This is a genomic window from Pseudomonas eutrophicaquae (assembly GCF_023544715.1).
In the GTDB taxonomy this organism is placed as follows: domain Bacteria; phylum Pseudomonadota; class Gammaproteobacteria; order Pseudomonadales; family Pseudomonadaceae; genus Geopseudomonas.
Map to the genome: position 1 here is coordinate 69297 of NZ_JAMJEZ010000006.1, position 16698 is coordinate 85994.

Consider the following 16698-nt stretch of genomic DNA (forward strand, 5'->3'; position numbering starts at 1 on the left):
ATTACGTGATCCGAGGGGATGCCATGAAGCTGCACGAACTGATCGCCCATGCCCAGGCCGGGCGCATCGAATCGCTCGACCTGATCTCCATCGAAGGCGGGATCTACCTGCTGGAGGCCCGCATGGACGGGCGTATCCACAGCCTGCGTGACGGGCGCGACAAGACCATGCACCTGCGCTCGGTCGAACATGCCCGCGATCTGCTCGAGCAGGCCCCTGAGCTGCCGTTCCATCTGGTACACGCCTGCGCTTATGACGAGATGTGCGGCCTCAGCGAGGGCCGCCGCGAGCCGCTGCGCCTGCCGATCAGCATGCGCTCGCAGTGGAGCAGCTGAGCGCACTGTTCGGCAGCCGTGCGCTGGCGGTGCTGGATGTTGAGACCACCGGCCTGCATCCTCAGCGTGACCGGATCTGGGAGCTGGCGATCCTGCTGATCGATCAGGGCCAGGTGAGCGGTCGGCGCAGCTGGCTGCTGGATCCAGGCTTTGCCCTGCCGGCCAGCATCTCGGCGCTCTGCGGGGTGTTGCCGCAGGAGCTGGTCGGCCAGCCGCGCTTTGCCGAGATTGCCGATGAGCTGATGCAGGCGCTGCGCGGGCGGGTGCTGGTCGGGCATAACCTGCGCTTTGACCTGGCCTTCCTGCGGCAGGCGCTCCTCGAATGCGCGCAGCCCTTGCGGGTCCGCCAGCTCTGTACTCTGCGTCTGGCGCGCAGCATTTGCCCACAGCTCAGCAGCCATAGTCTGGACGCGTTGTGCGAGCACTTTGCCATTGCGCGCTTCATCCAGCACCGCGCGCTGGCGGATGCCGAGGCCACCTGGGCGCTGCTGCAACACTTGGCCCACCGCGATGCCCCGGCGGTGCAGCAGGCGCTGGGTGCGCAGCTGCGCAAGGCGGCGGTGCCGCGGCATCTGCAGGCCGAGGATCTCAGTGCGCTGCCCGAGCGGCCCGGTGTGTACTACTTCTACGGCGACAATCAGGCGCTTCTGTATGTCGGCAAGAGCCGCAACCTGCGCCGCCGCGTGCAGTCGCATTTCCAGAATGATTACGCCAGCCGACGCAGCCTGCAGATTGCCCAGCAGATCCGCGAGATCCGTGTGCAGCCGACCGCCGGCGAGCTGGGTGCGCTGCTGTTGGAGGCGGCCGAGGTGGCGCGTCTGCAGCCGTTGTACAACCGTCAGCTGCGTCGCCAGCGCGAGCTGCTCAGCTGGTCGCTGGAGCCGGGCGAGGGCGGCTGTGTGCCAGTGCTGCGCCCGCTGCAGACGCTACGCCCCGGCAGTCAGCATGCCGGACTGTTCCGCGCCCGGCGCGAGGCGCTTGGCTGGCTGCGCGCACTGGCTCGCGCGCGTGGCCTGTGCCTGCGCCTGCTCAGGTTGGAAAAGGGCCAGGGCGCCTGCTTTGCCGCCCAGCTTGGCCAATGCCGGGGCGCCTGCTGCGGCCGCGAGAGCCGCGCCGAGCACGACGCCCGGCTGCGCGAGGGCTGCTCGCGCCTGCAGGTGGCCGACTGGCCGTGGCGTGGTGCGGTGGCGCTGGTCGAGCGCGATCCGCAGCATGGCCTCAGTCAGTGGCATGTGCTCGACGGCTGGCGGCATCTGGGCAGCTGCGAGGACCCGGCGGCGATTCCGGCCCTGCTGGCGCGCGCCGAGGCGCCTTTTACCCGCGACACCTACCGCATCCTGCGCAGTCACCTGCGCCGTCATCCCGATATGGAGCTGATCGAACTGTGAACCCACCCAAGACCGGGGCGCTGCGGCTGATCCTTGGTGATCAGCTGTCCTTTGAACTGGCCTCGCTGGCTGACCTTGACCCGTTGCACGACCGGGTGCTGCTGGCCGAGGTGGTCGAGGAAGCCACCCATGTGCCGCACCATCCGCAGAAGATCGCCTTTTTGTTCAGCGCCATGCGCCACTTTGCCGAGGCGCTGCGCGCACGCGGCGTGACGGTGGACTATGTGACCCTGGATGACCCGGACAACACCGGCAGCCTGGTCGGTGAGCTGCAGCGCCATGTGGCGCGCTGGCAGCCTTCCAGCATTCATGTCACCGAGGCCGGTGACTGGCGGGTCGAGCAGTCGCTGCGCGGCAGCGGCCTGCCGATCACCTGGCATGCCGATCAGCGTTTTCTCTGCTCGCGTGAGGCATTTGCGCGCTGGGCCAAGGGCAAGAAGCAGCTGCGCATGGAGTTCTTCTACCGCGAGATGCGCCGCCAGAGTGGCCTGCTTCTGGAGCCAGACGGTAGCCCGCTGGGCGGGGCGTGGAATTTTGATGCCGATAACCGCAAGGCGCTGCCCAAGGACTTCAAGGCGCCGCCGCTGCGTCGCTTTGCCGCCGATGCGATCACCCGCGAGGTGCTGGCGCTGGTCGCTGCGCGCTTTGCCGATCACTACGGGCGCTCGGAGGCCTTCGATTACCCGGTGACCCATGCCGAGGCCGAGGCGCTCTGGCAGCACTTTCTCGAGCATGCGCTGGCCGAGTTTGGCGACTATCAGGATGCGATGGCCCGCGGTGAGCCGTTCCTGTTCCACGCCAGGATCAGCGCGGCGCTGAATGTCGGGCTGCTCGATGTGCGCCGCCTGTGTGCCGATGTGCAGGCGGCGTTTTTTGCCGGGCGGGTGGCGCTGAATGCCGCCGAGGGCTTTATCCGGCAGCTGATCGGCTGGCGTGAGTATGTGCGCGGGATCTACTGGCTGCAGATGCCGGACTACGCCACGCGCAATGCGTTCGGCAACACCCGCGCGCTGCCGGCGTTCTACTGGAATGGCCAGACGCGCATGCAGTGCATGCGCCAGACGATCGATCAGACCCTCGAATACGCCTACGCGCACCACATCCAGCGCCTGATGGTCACCGGCAACTTTGCCCTGCTGGCCGGGATTGCCCCGCAGCAGATCAGCGACTGGTACCTGGCGGTGTACATGGACGCCTTCGAGTGGGTCGAGCTGCCCAATGTGCTGGGCATGGTCATGCACGCCGATGGCGGCTACCTCGGCTCCAAGCCGTACTGCGCCAGCGGTCAGTACATCAAGCGCATGTCCGATTATTGCAGCGGCTGTGCCTACAAGGTGGCGGAGAGTACCGGTGCGCGTGCCTGCCCGTTCAATGCGCTGTACTGGCATTTTCTGATCCGCCACCGCGAGCAGCTGCGCGGCAATCCGCGCCTGGCGCTGACCTACAAGAACCTGGAGCGCATGCCCGAGGCGCGCCGTGAGGCGCTCTGGGCCTGGGGCGAACACTTGCTGGCGCGGCTGGATGCGGGGGAGATGCTGTGAGAAAGAAGTCCGATCTGCCGGTGAAGACCTGTGTGGTCTGCGGCCTGCCGTTCACCTGGCGCAAGAAGTGGGAGCGCTGCTGGGAGGAGGTGCGCTACTGCTCGGAGCGCTGCCGGCGCCAGCGCCGCACGGTGTCGGAGCCCTAAGCGCCGCGCCGCCGTGCGGGATGACGGATCCCCGGCGCAGGTGTGCTAGGCTGCGCGGCCTCATTCCCACGACTTGGAGTTCCCATGTCCCAACTCGATCTGTCCACCGACGAAGCTCGCGTCAGCTACGGTATCGGCCTGCAGCTGGGCGGCCAGCTGCGTGCCAACCCACCGCCGGGCGTGCAGCTGGAAGCCATCCTCGCCGGTCTCGGTGATGCCTTCAATGGCCAGGCGCCGCAGGTGGCGGGCGATGCCCTGACCGCCAGCTTCCAGGTGATCCGCGAGCGCATGCAGGCCGAGCAGGCCGCCAAGGCCGAGGCCGCGGCTCAAGCCGGTCGCGACTACCTGAGCGAGAACGCCAAGCGCGAGGGCGTCACGGTGCTGGTTTCTGGCCTGCAGTTCGAGGTGCTGGTGGTCGGCGAGGGCGCCCAGCCGAGCGCTGAGGATCATGTGCGTACCCACTACCACGGCACGCTGATCGACGGCACCGTGTTTGACAGCTCCTACGAGCGCGGCCAGCCGGCTGAATTTCCGGTGACCGGGGTGATTCCGGGTTGGGTCGAGGCGCTGCAGCTGATGAAGGTCGGCAGCAAGTGGCGTCTGCATGTGCCGAGCGAGCTGGCGTATGGCGCTCAGGCGATTGGCAGCATTCCGCCGCACAGCACCCTGGTGTTCGATGTCGAGCTGCTGGATGTTCTGTGATCGCTGATCGCTGATCGCTGATCGCTGATCGCTGAAATGCAAAACGCCCGTCCGGTCTGACCGTGACGGGCGTTTTGCGGTGACGGGGCGATCAGTGGGTGCGGGCCACGGCGAACTCGGTCAGCTCGATCAGTGCGGCACGGTACGGGCTGTCCGGCAGCACCTGTAGCGCCTCGATGGCCTGTGCAGCGTACTCGCGGGCCTTGGCGGCGGTGTAATCGAGCGCCCCGCTGGCTTCCACCGCAGCCAGTACCGGTGCGAGATCCTCCAGGCCACCTTGCTGGATGGCCTGACGCACCAGCTCAGCCTGCTCGGCGCTGCCCTCACGCAGGGTGTAGATCAGCGGCAGGGTCGGTTTGCCTTCGGCCAGATCATCGCCGACGTTCTTGCCCAGGGTGGCGGCATCGCCGCGGTAGTCGAGCAGGTCATCGACCAGCTGGAAGGCAACGCCCAGCGCATCACCAAAGCAGCGAAGGCCGGCAATCTGCGCCTCGCTGGCGCCGGCCAGCAGCGCCGCGCTGTGGGTCGATGCCTCGAACAGCATGGCCGTCTTGCCGCGGATCACCTCCATGTAGGTGTCCTCGCTGGTGCTGGCATCACGAATCTTCGACAGTTGCAGCACTTCACCTTCGGCGATTACCCGGGTCGCAGCGGAAAGCACCTGCATGACCGGCAGCTCGCCCAGTTCGACCAGCATCTCGAAGCAGCGGGCATAGAGGAAATCACCGACCAGCACGCTGGGCGCATTGCCCCATAAGGCGTTGGCGGTGGCACGACCGCGACGCAGGCCGGACTTGTCGACCACATCGTCATGCAGCAGGGTGGCGGTGTGCAGGAACTCGACGCTGGCCGCCAAAAGCCCCAGGCGCTCGCCGCGCAGGTTCAGGGCGTTGCCGGCCAGCAGCACCAGCAGCGGGCGCAGGCGCTTGCCGCCGGCGGAGGTGATGTAGTCGCCGATCTTCTCCACCAGCGGGACGCGGGAGATCAGCTGCCGGCGGATGATGGCATCGACGGCGGCAAAGTCGTCCGCGACCACACGGTAAAAGGCCTGGGGTTGCATCGGCTATCAAGGCTCCTCAAGGGTTGCGCGGCATGCTAGGTGGCGGGTATGACAGTGTCAAGGAAAGCCGCCGATGCCCTTGTCAGGGCGTATGGTGTTTCGTACAATCCGTGCCCCGAACTTCCTGGCACTCCCTGCCTTACGCAATTGCACGGCTTACCCCTCCCGGTAGCGTGCAGCCATGCTGGCCAATAACTCCTTCACCAAAGCGCCAGGTGAGCAGGTCTAACGGAGACATTCCATGTACGCAGTAATTGTTACCGGTGGCAAGCAGTACAAAGTCGCTGAAGGCGAATTCCTCAAGATCGAGAAGCTCGACGTAGCCACCGGTGAAAGCATTGCTTTCGACAAGGTGCTGCTGGTCGGCAACGGTGATGACGTCAAGATCGGTGCGCCGGTCGTTGAAGGTGCCAAGGTCACTGCTGAAGTGATCAATCAGGGGCGTCACGACAAGATCCGCATCATCAAGTTCCGTCGTCGTAAGCACCACATGAAGCGTCAGGGCCACCGTCAGTGGTTCACTGAAATCAAGATCACCGGCATTCAGGCCTGATCCCCTCTTTTTCCGGAGTATTTGACTCATGGCACACAAAAAAGCTGGCGGTTCTACCCGTAACGGCCGCGATTCCGAAAGTAAACGCCTGGGCGTGAAGATGTACGGCAGCCAAGCCGCTGTGGCTGGCAACATCCTCGTGCGTCAGCGCGGCACCAAGTTCCACGCCGGTGTCGGTGTTGGCATGGGCAAAGACCACACCCTGTTCGCCAAGGTGAACGGCGTGGTCAAGTTCGAGACCAAGGGTGCCTTCGGTCGCAAATACGTGAGCGTCGTGGCCCACTAAGCCCGCGTTTGCCGAAAAAGCCCTGTCAGCAGACAGGGCTTTTTTGTTTGTACATCCCTTGCTCTAATAACCCGCCCGGGGCGGGGAGGCGTTACCCATGAAATTCGTCGACGAAGTATCCATCCATGTGCAGGCCGGTGACGGCGGCAACGGCTGCATGAGTTTTCGCCGTGAAAAGTTCGTGCCCTTCGGTGGACCGGACGGCGGCGACGGGGGTGACGGCGGCTCGGTCTGGCTGCAGGCTGATGTCAACCTCAACACCCTGGTGGACTACCGCTATACCCGCCGTTTTCAGGCCCAGCGGGGCGAAAACGGCCGCAGCAAGGACTGTACCGGCTCCAAGGGCGAGGACCTGATCCTGCCGGTACCGGTCGGGACCACCATCATCGATGCGGCCACCCAGGACATCATCGGCGATCTGACCGAAGACGGTCAGCGCATTCTGGTCGCCCGTGGTGGCTGGCATGGTCTGGGCAATACCCGCTTCAAGTCCAGCACCAACCGGGCACCGCGCCAGACCAGCCACGGCAAGCCGGGTGAGGCGCGCGACCTCAAGCTCGAATTGAAAGTACTGGCCGACGTTGGTCTGCTCGGCATGCCCAATGCCGGCAAGAGTACGCTGATCCGCGCGGTATCCGCCGCCAAGCCCAAGGTCGCAGATTACCCGTTCACTACCCTGGTGCCGAATCTTGGTGTGGTCAGTGTCGGGCGTCTGAAGAGCTTTGTGATCGCCGACATCCCCGGTCTGATCGAGGGCGCGTCCGAAGGCGCGGGCCTCGGGATTCGCTTCCTCAAGCATCTGGCGCGTACCCGCCTGCTGCTGCACCTTGTTGATCTGGCGCCGCTGGATGAGTCGGATCCGGCCGATGCCGCCGAGGCGATCATCCGTGAGCTGGGTCGCTTCAGTCCTGCGCTGGCCGAGCGCGACCGCTGGCTGGTGCTGAACAAGGCCGATCAGCTGCTGGACGAAGAGCGTGAGACCCGTCTGCGCCATGTCCTTGAGCGTCTGGACTGGAAAGGGCCGGTCTATGTGATCTCCGCTCTGGAGCGCGAAGGGACCGACAAGCTGTGCGGCGACATCATGAACTACATCGACGAGCGCAGTCTGCGGATCAGCGAAGAGCCTGAGTTTGCGGCGGCAATCGCCGAGCTTGATCAGCGCATCGAGGACGAAGCCCGTGCCCGCCTGCAGGCGCTGGATGATGCCCGTGCGCTGCGCCGCGCCGGGGTCAAAAGTGCCGAGTCGCTGGATGAGGATCTCGATGACTTCGACGAGGAAGATGACGAAGACGGTCCGGAGATCTTCTACGTCCGCTAAAGCCCGGTGGTCGCCGGTCGGCCGGCGATCGAATCGAGGCGGGGCGGTGTGCGTCCCGCCAGCTGAGTGCAAGGTTGCTGAACATGCGTGAGAAGGTGAGCAAGGCCCGCCGCTGGGTGGTGAAGATCGGCAGTGCGCTGCTGACCGCCGACGGTCGCGGCCTCGACCGCGGCGCCATGGCCGTGTGGGTCGAACAGATGGTGGCGCTGCGCCGCTCGGGTGTCGAGCTGGTGCTGGTGTCGTCCGGCGCGGTGGCGGCCGGGATGAGTCGACTGGGTTGGGAAACCCGTCCGGCGACCATCCATGAGCTGCAGGCGGCCGCCGCTGTCGGTCAGATGGGGCTGGTGCAGGCTTGGGAATCGAGCTTTGCCGAGCATGGCCTGCATACCGCCCAGGTGCTGCTGACCCACGACGACCTCTCTGATCGCAAGCGTTACCTGAATGCACGCAGCACCCTGCGCACGCTGGTGGATCTGGGGGTGATTCCGGTCATCAACGAGAACGATACCGTCGCCACCGATGAGATCCGCTTTGGTGACAACGACACGCTGGCCGCGCTGGTGGCCAATCTGGTGGAAGCGGATCTCCTGGTGATCCTTACCGATCGTGATGGCATGTTTGATGCCGATCCGCGTCACAACCCTGATGCCCAGCTGATCTTCGAGGCCCGCGCCGATGATCCGTCACTGGATGCCGTGGCGGGGGGTGCGGGCGGTGCGCTGGGGCGTGGCGGCATGCAGACCAAGCTGCGTGCGGCCCGTCTGGCGGCACGCTCCGGGGCCAATAGCGTGATCATTGGCGGGCGCATCGAGCGGGTGCTGGATCGCCTGCGTCAGGGCGAGCGTCTGGGGACCCTGCTGACCGCTGAGCAGGGTCGGCATGCGGCGCGCAAGCAGTGGCTGGCTGGTCATCTGCAGACCCGTGGCAGTCTGACGCTGGATGCCGGTGCGGTGCGGGCGCTGCTCGAACAGCGCAAGAGCCTGCTGCCGGTGGGAGTCACTGCGGTCGAGGGTAACTTCCGTCGTGGCGAGATGGTGGTCTGCCTGGCGCCTGACGGGCAGGAAGTCGCCCGTGGACTGGCCAACTACAGCGCTGCCGATGCGCAGCGGATCATTGGGCTGGGCACCGAGGCGATCGAGCAGGAGCTCGGCTATATCGACGAGCCGGAGCTGGTGCACCGCGACAACCTGGTGCTGGTATGAGGCGCGCGCTGCTCGGCCTGGCGGCGGCCCTGAGCCTGGCGGGTGGTGCGCAGGCCGAGGTGATCGGCGAGGTCTCCACGGTGTTCAAGCTGCTCGGCCCCAACCACCGGATCGTCGTCGAGGCCTTCGACGACCCCAAGGTGGAGGGGGTGACCTGCTACCTGTCGCGAGCCAGGACCGGCGGCATCAAGGGCGGCTTGGGCCTGGCCGGGGACCGCGCCGAGGCATCGATCGCCTGCCGCCAGGTCGGCCCGATCCGCTTCCGCGACACGCTTGAGGACGGCGAGGAGGTGTTCAAGGAGCGCACCTCGCTGGTGTTCAAGACCATGCAGGTGGTGCGCTTCTTCGACCAGAAGCGCAACAGCCTGGTCTATCTGGTCTACAGCGATCGGGTCATCGAAGGCAGCCCGCAGAATGCGGTGACCGCCATCCCGATCCTGCCTTGGCCGCAGGGGAACTGAGCGGCGGCGCTTACCCATCAGATACAGCCACGCAGGGCATCGGTAGAAAATCGCTGCGCGAGCTTTCTACCCTGCCTGGCTGATGCCCCGCGGCAGACAAAAAAGACCCCGCCGAAGCGGGGTCGAAAGTGCCGTAGCACGACCTTGATTCGTCGGCCGCTCAGGCTGGCGGTCGGGCGCGTGTGACCCGGTCGACCAGGTAGACCAGGCCGTGGTAGTCGATCCCCGCATGCTGCGACAGGCCGATCTCGCAGGTGCGGCTGGTCGATACGCCCTCGTTGCACTGCTGCACCGCCTCCTTCAGCGAGCGCAGCGCGTGGCTGTTGAGTTCCGGGACGTTGAAGCCCTTGTCGCCGGCGAAGCCGCAGCAGTGGATGCCTTCCGGTACCACCACTTGCGTGGTGCAGCGGCGGACGATGTCGATCAGTCCCTGGGCCTCGCCCAGGTGCTGGGTGCTGCAGGTGACGTGTACCGCTACCGGCTCGGCCTGCGGGATGAATTCCAGGCGTTCGAGCAGCTGTTCGCGGATGAACTTCACCGGGTCGAAGATCTTCAGTCGGCTGTCGGCCAGGTCCTGTACCAGGCGCAGGGTGCAGGGGCTGGTGTCGCAGTAGATCGGGTCGAGGCCGCCGCGGCTGGCCAGCAGCAGGGCGTGGCGCAGTTCTTCGCGCTTGTCCTCGGCCTGCTGCGGGTAGCCCTTGGAGGCGAACGGCTGACCGCAGCAGAGGTTGTCGAGGTTGTCGGGGAAGACTACGGCGAAGCCGGCCTTTTCCAGCAGGGCGCGGGTCTTGTCGAGCAGCGGAACCTGCTCGGCATCGCCGGCTGCCGGGCCCATGACCCGCGACACGCAGGCGGCCAGATAGACCACCCGCGGTTTGTCCGTGGATGGCGTCGCGGCCGGCAGCTGCAGGCGTACCGGCTGCGGCATGGCATTCGTCCACTGCGGCAGGCGTTCGCCGGAGAGGCGGCGCAGGCCGGCGCTGAGGGCGGCCAGGCGCGGTGCGCCGAGCAGCTTGCGGGCGCTGTTGGCGGCGCTCAGGGTCAGCCGGGTGCCCTTGAGGGCGGTGGCGAAGTGGCGGGCCAGCCAGGTGGCGGTGCCCGGATGTTCGGCTGTCGCGGCGCGCAGCTGGCGCACCAGGTCGCCGGTGTTGATGCCTACCGGGCAGCGCTGCGCGCACAGGCCGGTGGCGGCGCAGGTGTCGAGGCCGTGGTAGCGGTAGGCGCGTTCCAGCTCCGTGGTGTCGATGCCGGCGCGTTTCTTTGCCTGGATGTCGCGCCAGATGACGATGCGCTGGCGCGGGGTGAGGGTCAGGCCGCGTGACGGGCAGACCGGTTCGCAGAAGCCGCATTCGATGCACTTGTCGACGATTTCGTCGGCGGCCGGCAGCGGCTTGAGGTTCTTCAGGTGGATCTCGGGGTCTGCGGAGAGCACCACGTCGGGGTTGAGGATGCCGCGCGGGTCGAGCAGGCGCTTGATCTGCCACATCAGCTGGTAGGCGTCGCTGCCCCATTCCAGTTCGACGAAGGGGGCCATGTTGCGCCCGGTGCCGTGTTCGGCCTTCAGTGCGCCGCCGAACTCGACGGCGACCAGCTGGGCGACGTCCTGCATGAAGGCTTCGTAGCGGGCCTTTTCCGCCTCGCTGTCGAAGCCCTGGGTGAACACGAAGTGCAGGTTGCCCTCCAGGGCATGGCCGAAGATGATCGCCTCGTCGTAGCGGTGCCTGTCGAACAGTTCGAGCAGGCGCTTGACCCCCTCGGCGAGCTGCTCGACCGGGAAGGTGACGTCTTCGATGATCACCGTGGTGCCGGTGCGGCGCACCGCGCCGACCGCCGGGAAGGTGTCCTTGCGGATTTTCCACAGCTGTTCGCAGACCGCCGGGTCTGTGCTGAAGTCGACCTGCTTTTCCACCGGGAAGTGGGCGATGGCGGCAATGATCTGCGCGATCTGTTCGTGCAGCAGGCTCTGGCTGGCGGCGCGCGATTCGATCAGCAGGGCGCAGGCGCCATCCGACAGTTCGCGTACCCAGGCCGGCATGCCCGGCTTGCTTTCCACCGAGCGCAGGCTGCGGCGGTCGAGCAGTTCGACGGCGGAGACCGGCTGCTGGCGCAGCACCGGCACGGCGCGGCAGCAGTTTTCCACATCCGGGAAGACGATCAGCGCGCTGGCCTTGTGCGGGTAGTCGGGCACGGTGTGGTAGGTGACGGCGCTGATGAAGCCCAGGGTGCCCTCGGAGCCGACCATCAGGTGGTTGAGGATGTCCAGCGGGTCGTCGTAGTCGACCAGGGCGTTGAGGGACAGGCCGGTGGTGTTCTTCAGGCGGTACTTGTGGCGGATCTTCGCCGCCAGTGCGCTGTTGGCGCGGGTCTGGCGGCCCAGTTCGGCCAGCTGTTCGAGCAGTCCGGCGTGGCTGGCGCGGAAGGCGGCGACGCTGGCCGGGTCTTCGCTGTCCACCAGGGTGCCGTCGGCGAGGATCAGGCGCAGGCCGGCGAGGGTCTGGTAGCTGTTCTGCGCGGTGCCGCAGCACATGCCGCTGGAGTTGTTGGCGACGATGCCGCCGATCTTCGCTGCGTTGATCGACGCCGGGTCAGGGCCGATCTTGCGCTGGAAGGGGGCCAGCACGGCGTTGGCCTGCGCGCCGATCACCCCCGGCTGCAGGCGGATCTGCGCGCCTTCTGCGCGGATTTCCCGGCCATTCCAGTTGTCACCGAGGACGATCAGTACCGAGTCGCTGATCGCCTGGCCGGACAGGCTGGTGCCGGCGGCGCGGAAGGTCACCGCCACCTGCTCGGCATGCGCCAGGCGCAGCAGCTCGACCACCTCGCGTTCGGACTCGACGCGCAGCACCAGCTGGGGGATCAGCCGGTAGAAGCTGGCGTCGGTGCCGAAGGCCAGGGTGGACAGCGGATCGTCGAAGCGCCGCTCGCGGGGGATCAGGCGCTCGACGGCGTTGAGGAAGGCGGCGGGCAGGCTCATGGGCAACTCCGGCAGTCACGGTTCGGGTACGGGGCAATCGCGCTGTGTGCGGGCCGGCACCGAGCGCCCCCTCTCCCAGGTCTGGGAGAGGGGAGAACAGCGGCGCGCGGCGCATGGCCTCAGGCGCCCAGTTCGCGGACCAGCGAGTCGCGGCTGATCTCGGCGATCGAGCGGGCGCCGGTGAGGGTCATGGCCACGCGCATTTCCTTGTCGATCAGCTCCAGCAGGTTGCGCACCCCGGCCTCGCCGTCGGCAGCCAGGGCATAGACGAAGGCGCGGCCGAGCATCACGCTGTCGGCGCCGAGGGCGAGCATGCGCACCACGTCGAGGCCGGTGCGGATGCCGGAATCGGCGAGGATCTTCAGTTCGCCCTTCACCGCGTCGGCAATGGCCGGCAGAGCGCGGGCGCTGGACAGCACGCCGTCGAGCTGGCGGCCGCCGTGGTTGGAGACGACGATGCCGTCGGCGCCGAACTTCACCGCGTCGCGGGCGTCGTCCGGGTCGAGGATGCCCTTGATCACCATCGGGCCGTCCCAGAAGTCGCGGATCCACTCCAGGTCCTTCCAGGAGATCGACGGGTCGAAGTTGTTGGCCAGCCAGCCGATGTAGTCCTCGAGGCCGGTGGGGTTGCCGCGATAGGTGGAAATGTTGCCCAGGTCGTGGGGCTTGCCGAGCAGGCCGACGTCCAGCGCCCAGCGCGGGTGGGTGACCGCCTGCAGGTAGCGGCGCAGCGCCGCGTTGGGGCCGCTCATCCCCGAGTGGGCGTCGCGGTAGCGGGCGCCGGGCACCGGCATGTCGACGGTGAACACCAGGGTGGTGACGCCGGCGGCCTTGGCGCGCTCCAGGGCGTTCTTCATGAAGCCGCGGTCCTTGAGCACGTAGAGCTGGAACCACATCGGCCGGTCGATGGCCGGGGCGACTTCCTCGATCGGGCACACCGACACGGTGGACAGGGTGAAGGGGATGCCCTTGGCCGCCGCGGCACGCGCGGCCTGCACTTCGCCGCGCCGCGCATACATGCCGGTCAGGCCGACCGGCGCCAGGGCCACCGGCAGGGCCAGCTGCTCGCCGAACAGCTCGGTGCTGAGGCTCAGCTCGGACATGTCCTTGAGCACCCGCTGGCGCAGGGCGATGTCGGCCAGGTCGGCGACGTTGCGCCGCAGGGTGTGCTCGGCATAGGCGCCGCCATCGATGTAGTGGAACAGGAACGGCGGCAGGCGGCGCTGGGCGGCGGCGCGGTAGTCGGTGGAGGCGGAGATGATCATCGGGCGGCTCCCGGTAGGTTCGTGGGGACCGCGCCCCGCTCGGGGCGGGGCGCGGTCGGGCTTAGGCTTGGCCGGCCAGCAGCGGGTCGCTGACGCCGAGGACGTAGACCGCGAACAGGGCGATCAGGCCGGTGAACAGCACGTAGTACAGGGTCGGCCAGACGGTCTTGCGCAGGGTGGTGCCCTCGCGACCGAGCAGGCCGACGGTGGCCGAGGCGGCCACCACGTTGTGGATCGCCACCATGTTGCCGGCGGCGGCGCCGATGGCCTGCACGGCGACGATCAGCGCGGTGGAGATGCCGAGGTTCTCGGCCACGCCGAACTGGAACTGGCTGAGCATCATGTTGCTGACCGTGTTGGAGCCGGCGATGAAGGCGCCGAGGGCACCGATGCTCGGCGCCAGCAGCGGGTAGATGCCGCCGACGCTGTCGGCCACCCACTGCGCCATGGCGATCGGCATGCTCGGCAGCTCGGCGGCGTTGACCCCGGAGTTGATCAGGATGCGTACCATCGGCACGGTGAACAGCAGGACGAAGCCGGCACCGAGCAGCACCTTGCTGGATTCACCGACTGCGGCAGTCAGTTCACGCAGCTTCATGCCGTGCAGGAAGAAGGTGGCGATGACCACGGCGACGAGGATGCCGCCCGGCAGGTACAGCGGCATGAAGTCGGCCTTGATGCCGGTCTCGCCGAGGATGTCGGGGAATACCAGCACCACGGACTTCAGCGCTGCGCCGACTTCCGGGAACACCCGGCTGATCACCAGCAGGGCACCGACCAGTACATACGGCAGCCAGGCACGCAGGGTGCTCATCGGCTTGGCGGTGAGCTGGTCGAGCTTCATTTCGACGCTGCCCAGCCACTCGCTCGGCCAGTCCTTGGCGTCGGCGAAGTCCCAAGTGGTCTTGGGTACCAGGAAACCGAGGCGCGCGGCGCTGGTGACGATGGCCAAGCCGACCAGGCCGCCGAGCAGCGAGGGGAATTCCGGGCCGAGGAACACGCCGGTGGCGGCGTAGGGCAGGGTGAAGGTCAGGCCGGCGAACAGGGCGAACGGCAGCACCTCGAAGCCGGCCTTCCAGCTTTTCTCCTTGCCGAAGAAGCGGGTCAGCATCAGCACCATGATCAGCGGCATCAGGGTGCCGACGATGGCGTGGATGATCGCCACGTTGCCGGTGATCAGCTGCAGGAAGACTTCCCAGCTGGAGCCGTTCTCCGCCAGGCGCGCGCCGATCGAGGCGGTGTCCAGGCCGCTGTTGAGGCCGATGATGATCGGTGTGCCGACCGCGCCGAAAGATACCGGGGTGCTCTGCACCAGCATGCCCATCAGCACCGCAGCCAGCGCCGGGAAGCCGATGGCGACCAGCAGCGGTGCGGCGATGGCCGCCGGGGTGCCGAAGCCGGAGGCGCCTTCGATGAAGCAGCCGAACAGCCAGGCGATGATGATCGCCTGGATGCGCCGGTCGGGGCTGATGGTGGTGAAGCCGCGGCGGATCGCGGCGATGCCGCCGGAGTGCTTGAGGGTGTTGAGCAGCAGGATGGCGCCGAAGATGATCCACAGCACGCCGATGGTGATTATAAGCCCCTGCAGGGTGGAGGCGAGTACCCGGTTGAAGCTCATGTCCCAGGCGTACAGGCCGATGCCGGCGGTGAGCAGGTAGACCAGCGGCATGGCGCGCTTGGCGGGCCAGCGCAGGCCGACGAGCAGGATGGCGGCGAGCAGGATCGGGGAAAACGCGAGTAGCGCGAGAAGGCCAGGTTGCATGGCGATGACCTCGAGTCAGGAGTGCGCTACGCGCAGGCGGTGGGTGATGGTGTCGCGGGCGAGCAGGACAGGCATGGTGAAACCTCGTCGGCCGGTTCTTGGAATTGTAGGCGCGAAATTGGTAATACCAATTTACAGGGTGCAGGAATCAGGGTAAAAGTCGACCTGCGGGCTGTCAAATGGACGTGCTACGACTTTGGTCGCATGCTGGCGCTCTGTAAGCCCTGCGCCGGGGGCGCTAGGCTTACCGGCTGTTCGCGCCGGCAGTCCGGTTGGCGGTCAAACCACTGGAGAGACAAGGCAATGGGATACGGTCCGGTGCGGCAGCGCCGTCTGTCGGATGACATCGTCGAGCGCCTCGAGGCGCTGATTCTCGAGGGCTCGCTGAAGGCCGGCGAGCGCCTGCCGGCCGAGCGTGCGCTGGCCGAGCAGTTCAGCGTGTCGCGGCCGTCGCTGCGCGAGGCGATCCAGAAGCTGGTGGCCCGCGGCCTGCTGGTCAGCCGCCAGGGTGGCGGCACCTACGTGGCCGACAGCCTCGGCACCACCTTCAGCGATCCGCTGCTCGAGCTGCTCGGGCGCAGCAGCGAGGCGCAGCGCGACCTGCTGGAGTTCCGCCATACCCTGGAGGGGGCCTGCGCCTACTATGCGGCGCAGCGTGCCACGCCGGTCGATCACCAGCGCCTGCGCGAGGCGTTCGAGAACCTGCAGCGCTGCTATGCCGCGCTGGTGCCCGGCGGCGGTGCCGAGGAGGGGCTGGCCGATGCGCGCTTCCATCTGGCGATCGCCGAGGCCAGCCACAACGCGGTGCTGCTGCACACCATCAAGGGGCTGTTCGACCTGCTCAAGCGCAACGTGGTGACCAACATCGGCGGCATGTACGCGCAGCGCGGCGAGACCCGCGATATGCTGATGCGCCAGCACCAGGAGCTGTTCGAGGCGATCGTCGCCGGGCACGCCGAGGAGGCGCGGGCGATCTCCAGCCGGCACATCCACTACGTGCAGGAGGTGCTCGCCGAGGTGCAGCAGGAGGCCCATCGCGAGGCGCGGGCACGGCGGCGGCAGGGGCTGCCGCGGGAGGAGTAGGGGGAGGCGGGGATGCGCCGGCGACAGCCGCCGGCGCGGGCTCAGTCGTCCTTGCCCTTGCTGCGCACCGCACGCTGGATCTCGCGGTTGGAGTCGCGTTCCTTCTCGACGGCGCGCTTGTCGAATTCCTTCTTGCCCTTGGCCAGGGCGATCTCGCACTTGACCAGGTGCTTCTTCCAGTACAGCGCCAGGGCCACGCAGGCGAAGCCCTTCTGCTGCACGGCGCCGAACAGCTTGCCCAGCTCGTTCTTGTGCAGCAGCAGCTTGCGGGTGCGGGTCGGGTCGGCGATGACGTGGGTGCTGGCGGCATTCAGCGGGGTGATGTGACTGCCGAGCAGCCAGGCCTCGCCATCTTTGAGCAGCACGTAACTGTCAGTCAGCTGGCCTTTGCCGGCGCGCAGACTCTTGATTTCCCAGCCGGCCAGCGCGATGCCCGCCTCAAAACGCTGCTCGATGTAGTAATCGTGCAGCGCCTTCTTGTTGAGGGCGATGGTGCCGGAGGGTTGTTTCTTCTGTTTAGCCATAGCGGCGCATTATAGGCGCTTGCTGCGCCATGTACAGACGGCACGTGCTTGAGCCGCGCAGATGAATTTCGGACAATGCCTGCTCCTTTTCTGCCGGG

16 protein-coding genes are annotated in these 16698 nt (G+C 66.9%); 11 read left to right on the plus strand and 5 right to left on the minus strand.

Going from position 1 to position 16698, the window contains the following annotated elements; all coding sequences use genetic code 11:
- The first annotated feature begins 23 nt into the window (after positions 1 to 23).
- The 5 genes from MXC11_RS04285 (at position 24) to MXC11_RS04305 (ending at position 4112) form a co-directional block, all read left to right on the plus strand.
- Positions 24 to 335 (plus strand): DUF6482 family protein, encoded by a 312-nt coding sequence (locus MXC11_RS04285; RefSeq protein WP_250005812.1) that lies wholly within the window; start codon positions 24 to 26, stop codon positions 333 to 335.
- On the plus strand, positions 323 to 1723 hold the full coding sequence (locus tag MXC11_RS04290; protein WP_250005814.1) for a 3'-5' exonuclease family protein: 1401 nt from the start codon (positions 323 to 325) through the stop codon (positions 1721 to 1723). Before MXC11_RS04285 ends, MXC11_RS04290 begins: the two co-directional genes overlap by 13 nt.
- Entirely contained in the window at positions 1720 to 3264 is a 1545-nt protein-coding gene (locus MXC11_RS04295) for a cryptochrome/photolyase family protein (protein WP_250005816.1), read from the plus strand. Before MXC11_RS04290 ends, MXC11_RS04295 begins: the two co-directional genes overlap by 4 nt.
- Positions 3261 to 3410, plus strand: coding sequence for a DUF2256 domain-containing protein (locus MXC11_RS04300; RefSeq protein WP_250005818.1), 150 nt, complete (start codon positions 3261 to 3263; stop codon positions 3408 to 3410). Before MXC11_RS04295 ends, MXC11_RS04300 begins: the two co-directional genes overlap by 4 nt.
- A gap of 84 nt (positions 3411 to 3494) precedes the next feature.
- Positions 3495 to 4112 carry an FKBP-type peptidyl-prolyl cis-trans isomerase gene (locus MXC11_RS04305; protein ID WP_250005820.1) on the plus strand — a complete coding sequence of 206 codons (618 nt, stop codon included), beginning with the start codon at positions 3495 to 3497 and terminating at the stop codon, positions 4110 to 4112.
- A gap of 91 nt (positions 4113 to 4203) precedes the next feature.
- On the opposite strand, the gene MXC11_RS04310 is transcribed toward MXC11_RS04305, so the two are convergent.
- Positions 4204 to 5172 (minus strand): polyprenyl synthetase family protein, encoded by a 969-nt coding sequence (locus tag MXC11_RS04310; RefSeq protein WP_250005822.1) that lies wholly within the window; start codon positions 5170 to 5172, stop codon positions 4204 to 4206.
- A 241-nt stretch (positions 5173 to 5413) separates the two neighbouring features.
- Between MXC11_RS04310 and rplU the strand changes: the two genes are divergently transcribed.
- The 5 genes from rplU (at position 5414) to MXC11_RS04335 (ending at position 8992) form a co-directional block, all read left to right on the plus strand.
- Complete coding sequence (gene rplU / locus MXC11_RS04315; protein WP_250005824.1) at positions 5414 to 5725, plus strand: 50S ribosomal protein L21; 312 nt, start codon at positions 5414 to 5416, stop codon at positions 5723 to 5725.
- A gap of 28 nt (positions 5726 to 5753) precedes the next feature.
- Positions 5754 to 6011: a 50S ribosomal protein L27 gene (gene rpmA, locus MXC11_RS04320; protein ID WP_250005826.1), complete on the plus strand. Its 258-nt coding sequence runs from the start codon at positions 5754 to 5756 to the stop codon at positions 6009 to 6011.
- A gap of 97 nt (positions 6012 to 6108) precedes the next feature.
- On the plus strand, positions 6109 to 7329 hold the full coding sequence (gene cgtA / locus MXC11_RS04325) for an Obg family GTPase CgtA (protein ID WP_250005836.1): 1221 nt from the start codon (positions 6109 to 6111) through the stop codon (positions 7327 to 7329).
- An 83-nt stretch (positions 7330 to 7412) separates the two neighbouring features.
- Positions 7413 to 8531: a glutamate 5-kinase gene (proB, locus tag MXC11_RS04330; protein ID WP_250005838.1), complete on the plus strand. Its 1119-nt coding sequence runs from the start codon at positions 7413 to 7415 to the stop codon at positions 8529 to 8531.
- Positions 8528 to 8992 (plus strand): CreA family protein, encoded by a 465-nt coding sequence (locus MXC11_RS04335; RefSeq protein ID WP_250005840.1) that lies wholly within the window; start codon positions 8528 to 8530, stop codon positions 8990 to 8992. The genes proB and MXC11_RS04335 overlap by 4 nt, the downstream gene beginning before the upstream one ends.
- Before the next feature lie 160 nt (positions 8993 to 9152).
- Here MXC11_RS04335 and MXC11_RS04340 read toward each other — a convergent pair whose 3' ends face one another.
- The 3 genes from MXC11_RS04340 to MXC11_RS04350 all read right to left on the minus strand — a co-directional run bounded on the left by MXC11_RS04340 (position 9153) and on the right by MXC11_RS04350 (position 14993).
- Complete coding sequence (locus tag MXC11_RS04340) at positions 9153 to 11966, minus strand: FAD-binding and (Fe-S)-binding domain-containing protein (RefSeq protein WP_250005842.1); 2814 nt, start codon at positions 11964 to 11966, stop codon at positions 9153 to 9155.
- 119 nt (positions 11967 to 12085) lie between these two features.
- On the minus strand, positions 12086 to 13231 hold the full coding sequence (gene lldD / locus MXC11_RS04345; RefSeq protein WP_250005844.1) for an FMN-dependent L-lactate dehydrogenase LldD: 1146 nt from the start codon (positions 13229 to 13231) through the stop codon (positions 12086 to 12088).
- A 61-nt stretch (positions 13232 to 13292) separates the two neighbouring features.
- A complete protein-coding gene (locus MXC11_RS04350) occupies positions 13293 to 14993 on the minus strand; it encodes an L-lactate permease (RefSeq protein WP_250005846.1) in 1701 nt (566 codons plus the stop codon).
- A gap of 303 nt (positions 14994 to 15296) precedes the next feature.
- On the opposite strand from MXC11_RS04350, the gene MXC11_RS04355 reads away from it, so the two are divergent.
- Positions 15297 to 16076, plus strand: coding sequence for an FCD domain-containing protein (locus MXC11_RS04355; protein WP_250005848.1), 780 nt, complete (start codon positions 15297 to 15299; stop codon positions 16074 to 16076).
- A 41-nt stretch (positions 16077 to 16117) separates the two neighbouring features.
- Here the strand turns inward: MXC11_RS04355 and smpB are convergent, their stop codons facing one another.
- Positions 16118 to 16600 (minus strand): SsrA-binding protein SmpB, encoded by a 483-nt coding sequence (gene smpB, locus MXC11_RS04360; protein WP_250005851.1) that lies wholly within the window; start codon positions 16598 to 16600, stop codon positions 16118 to 16120.
- Positions 16601 to 16698 lie beyond the last annotated feature (98 nt).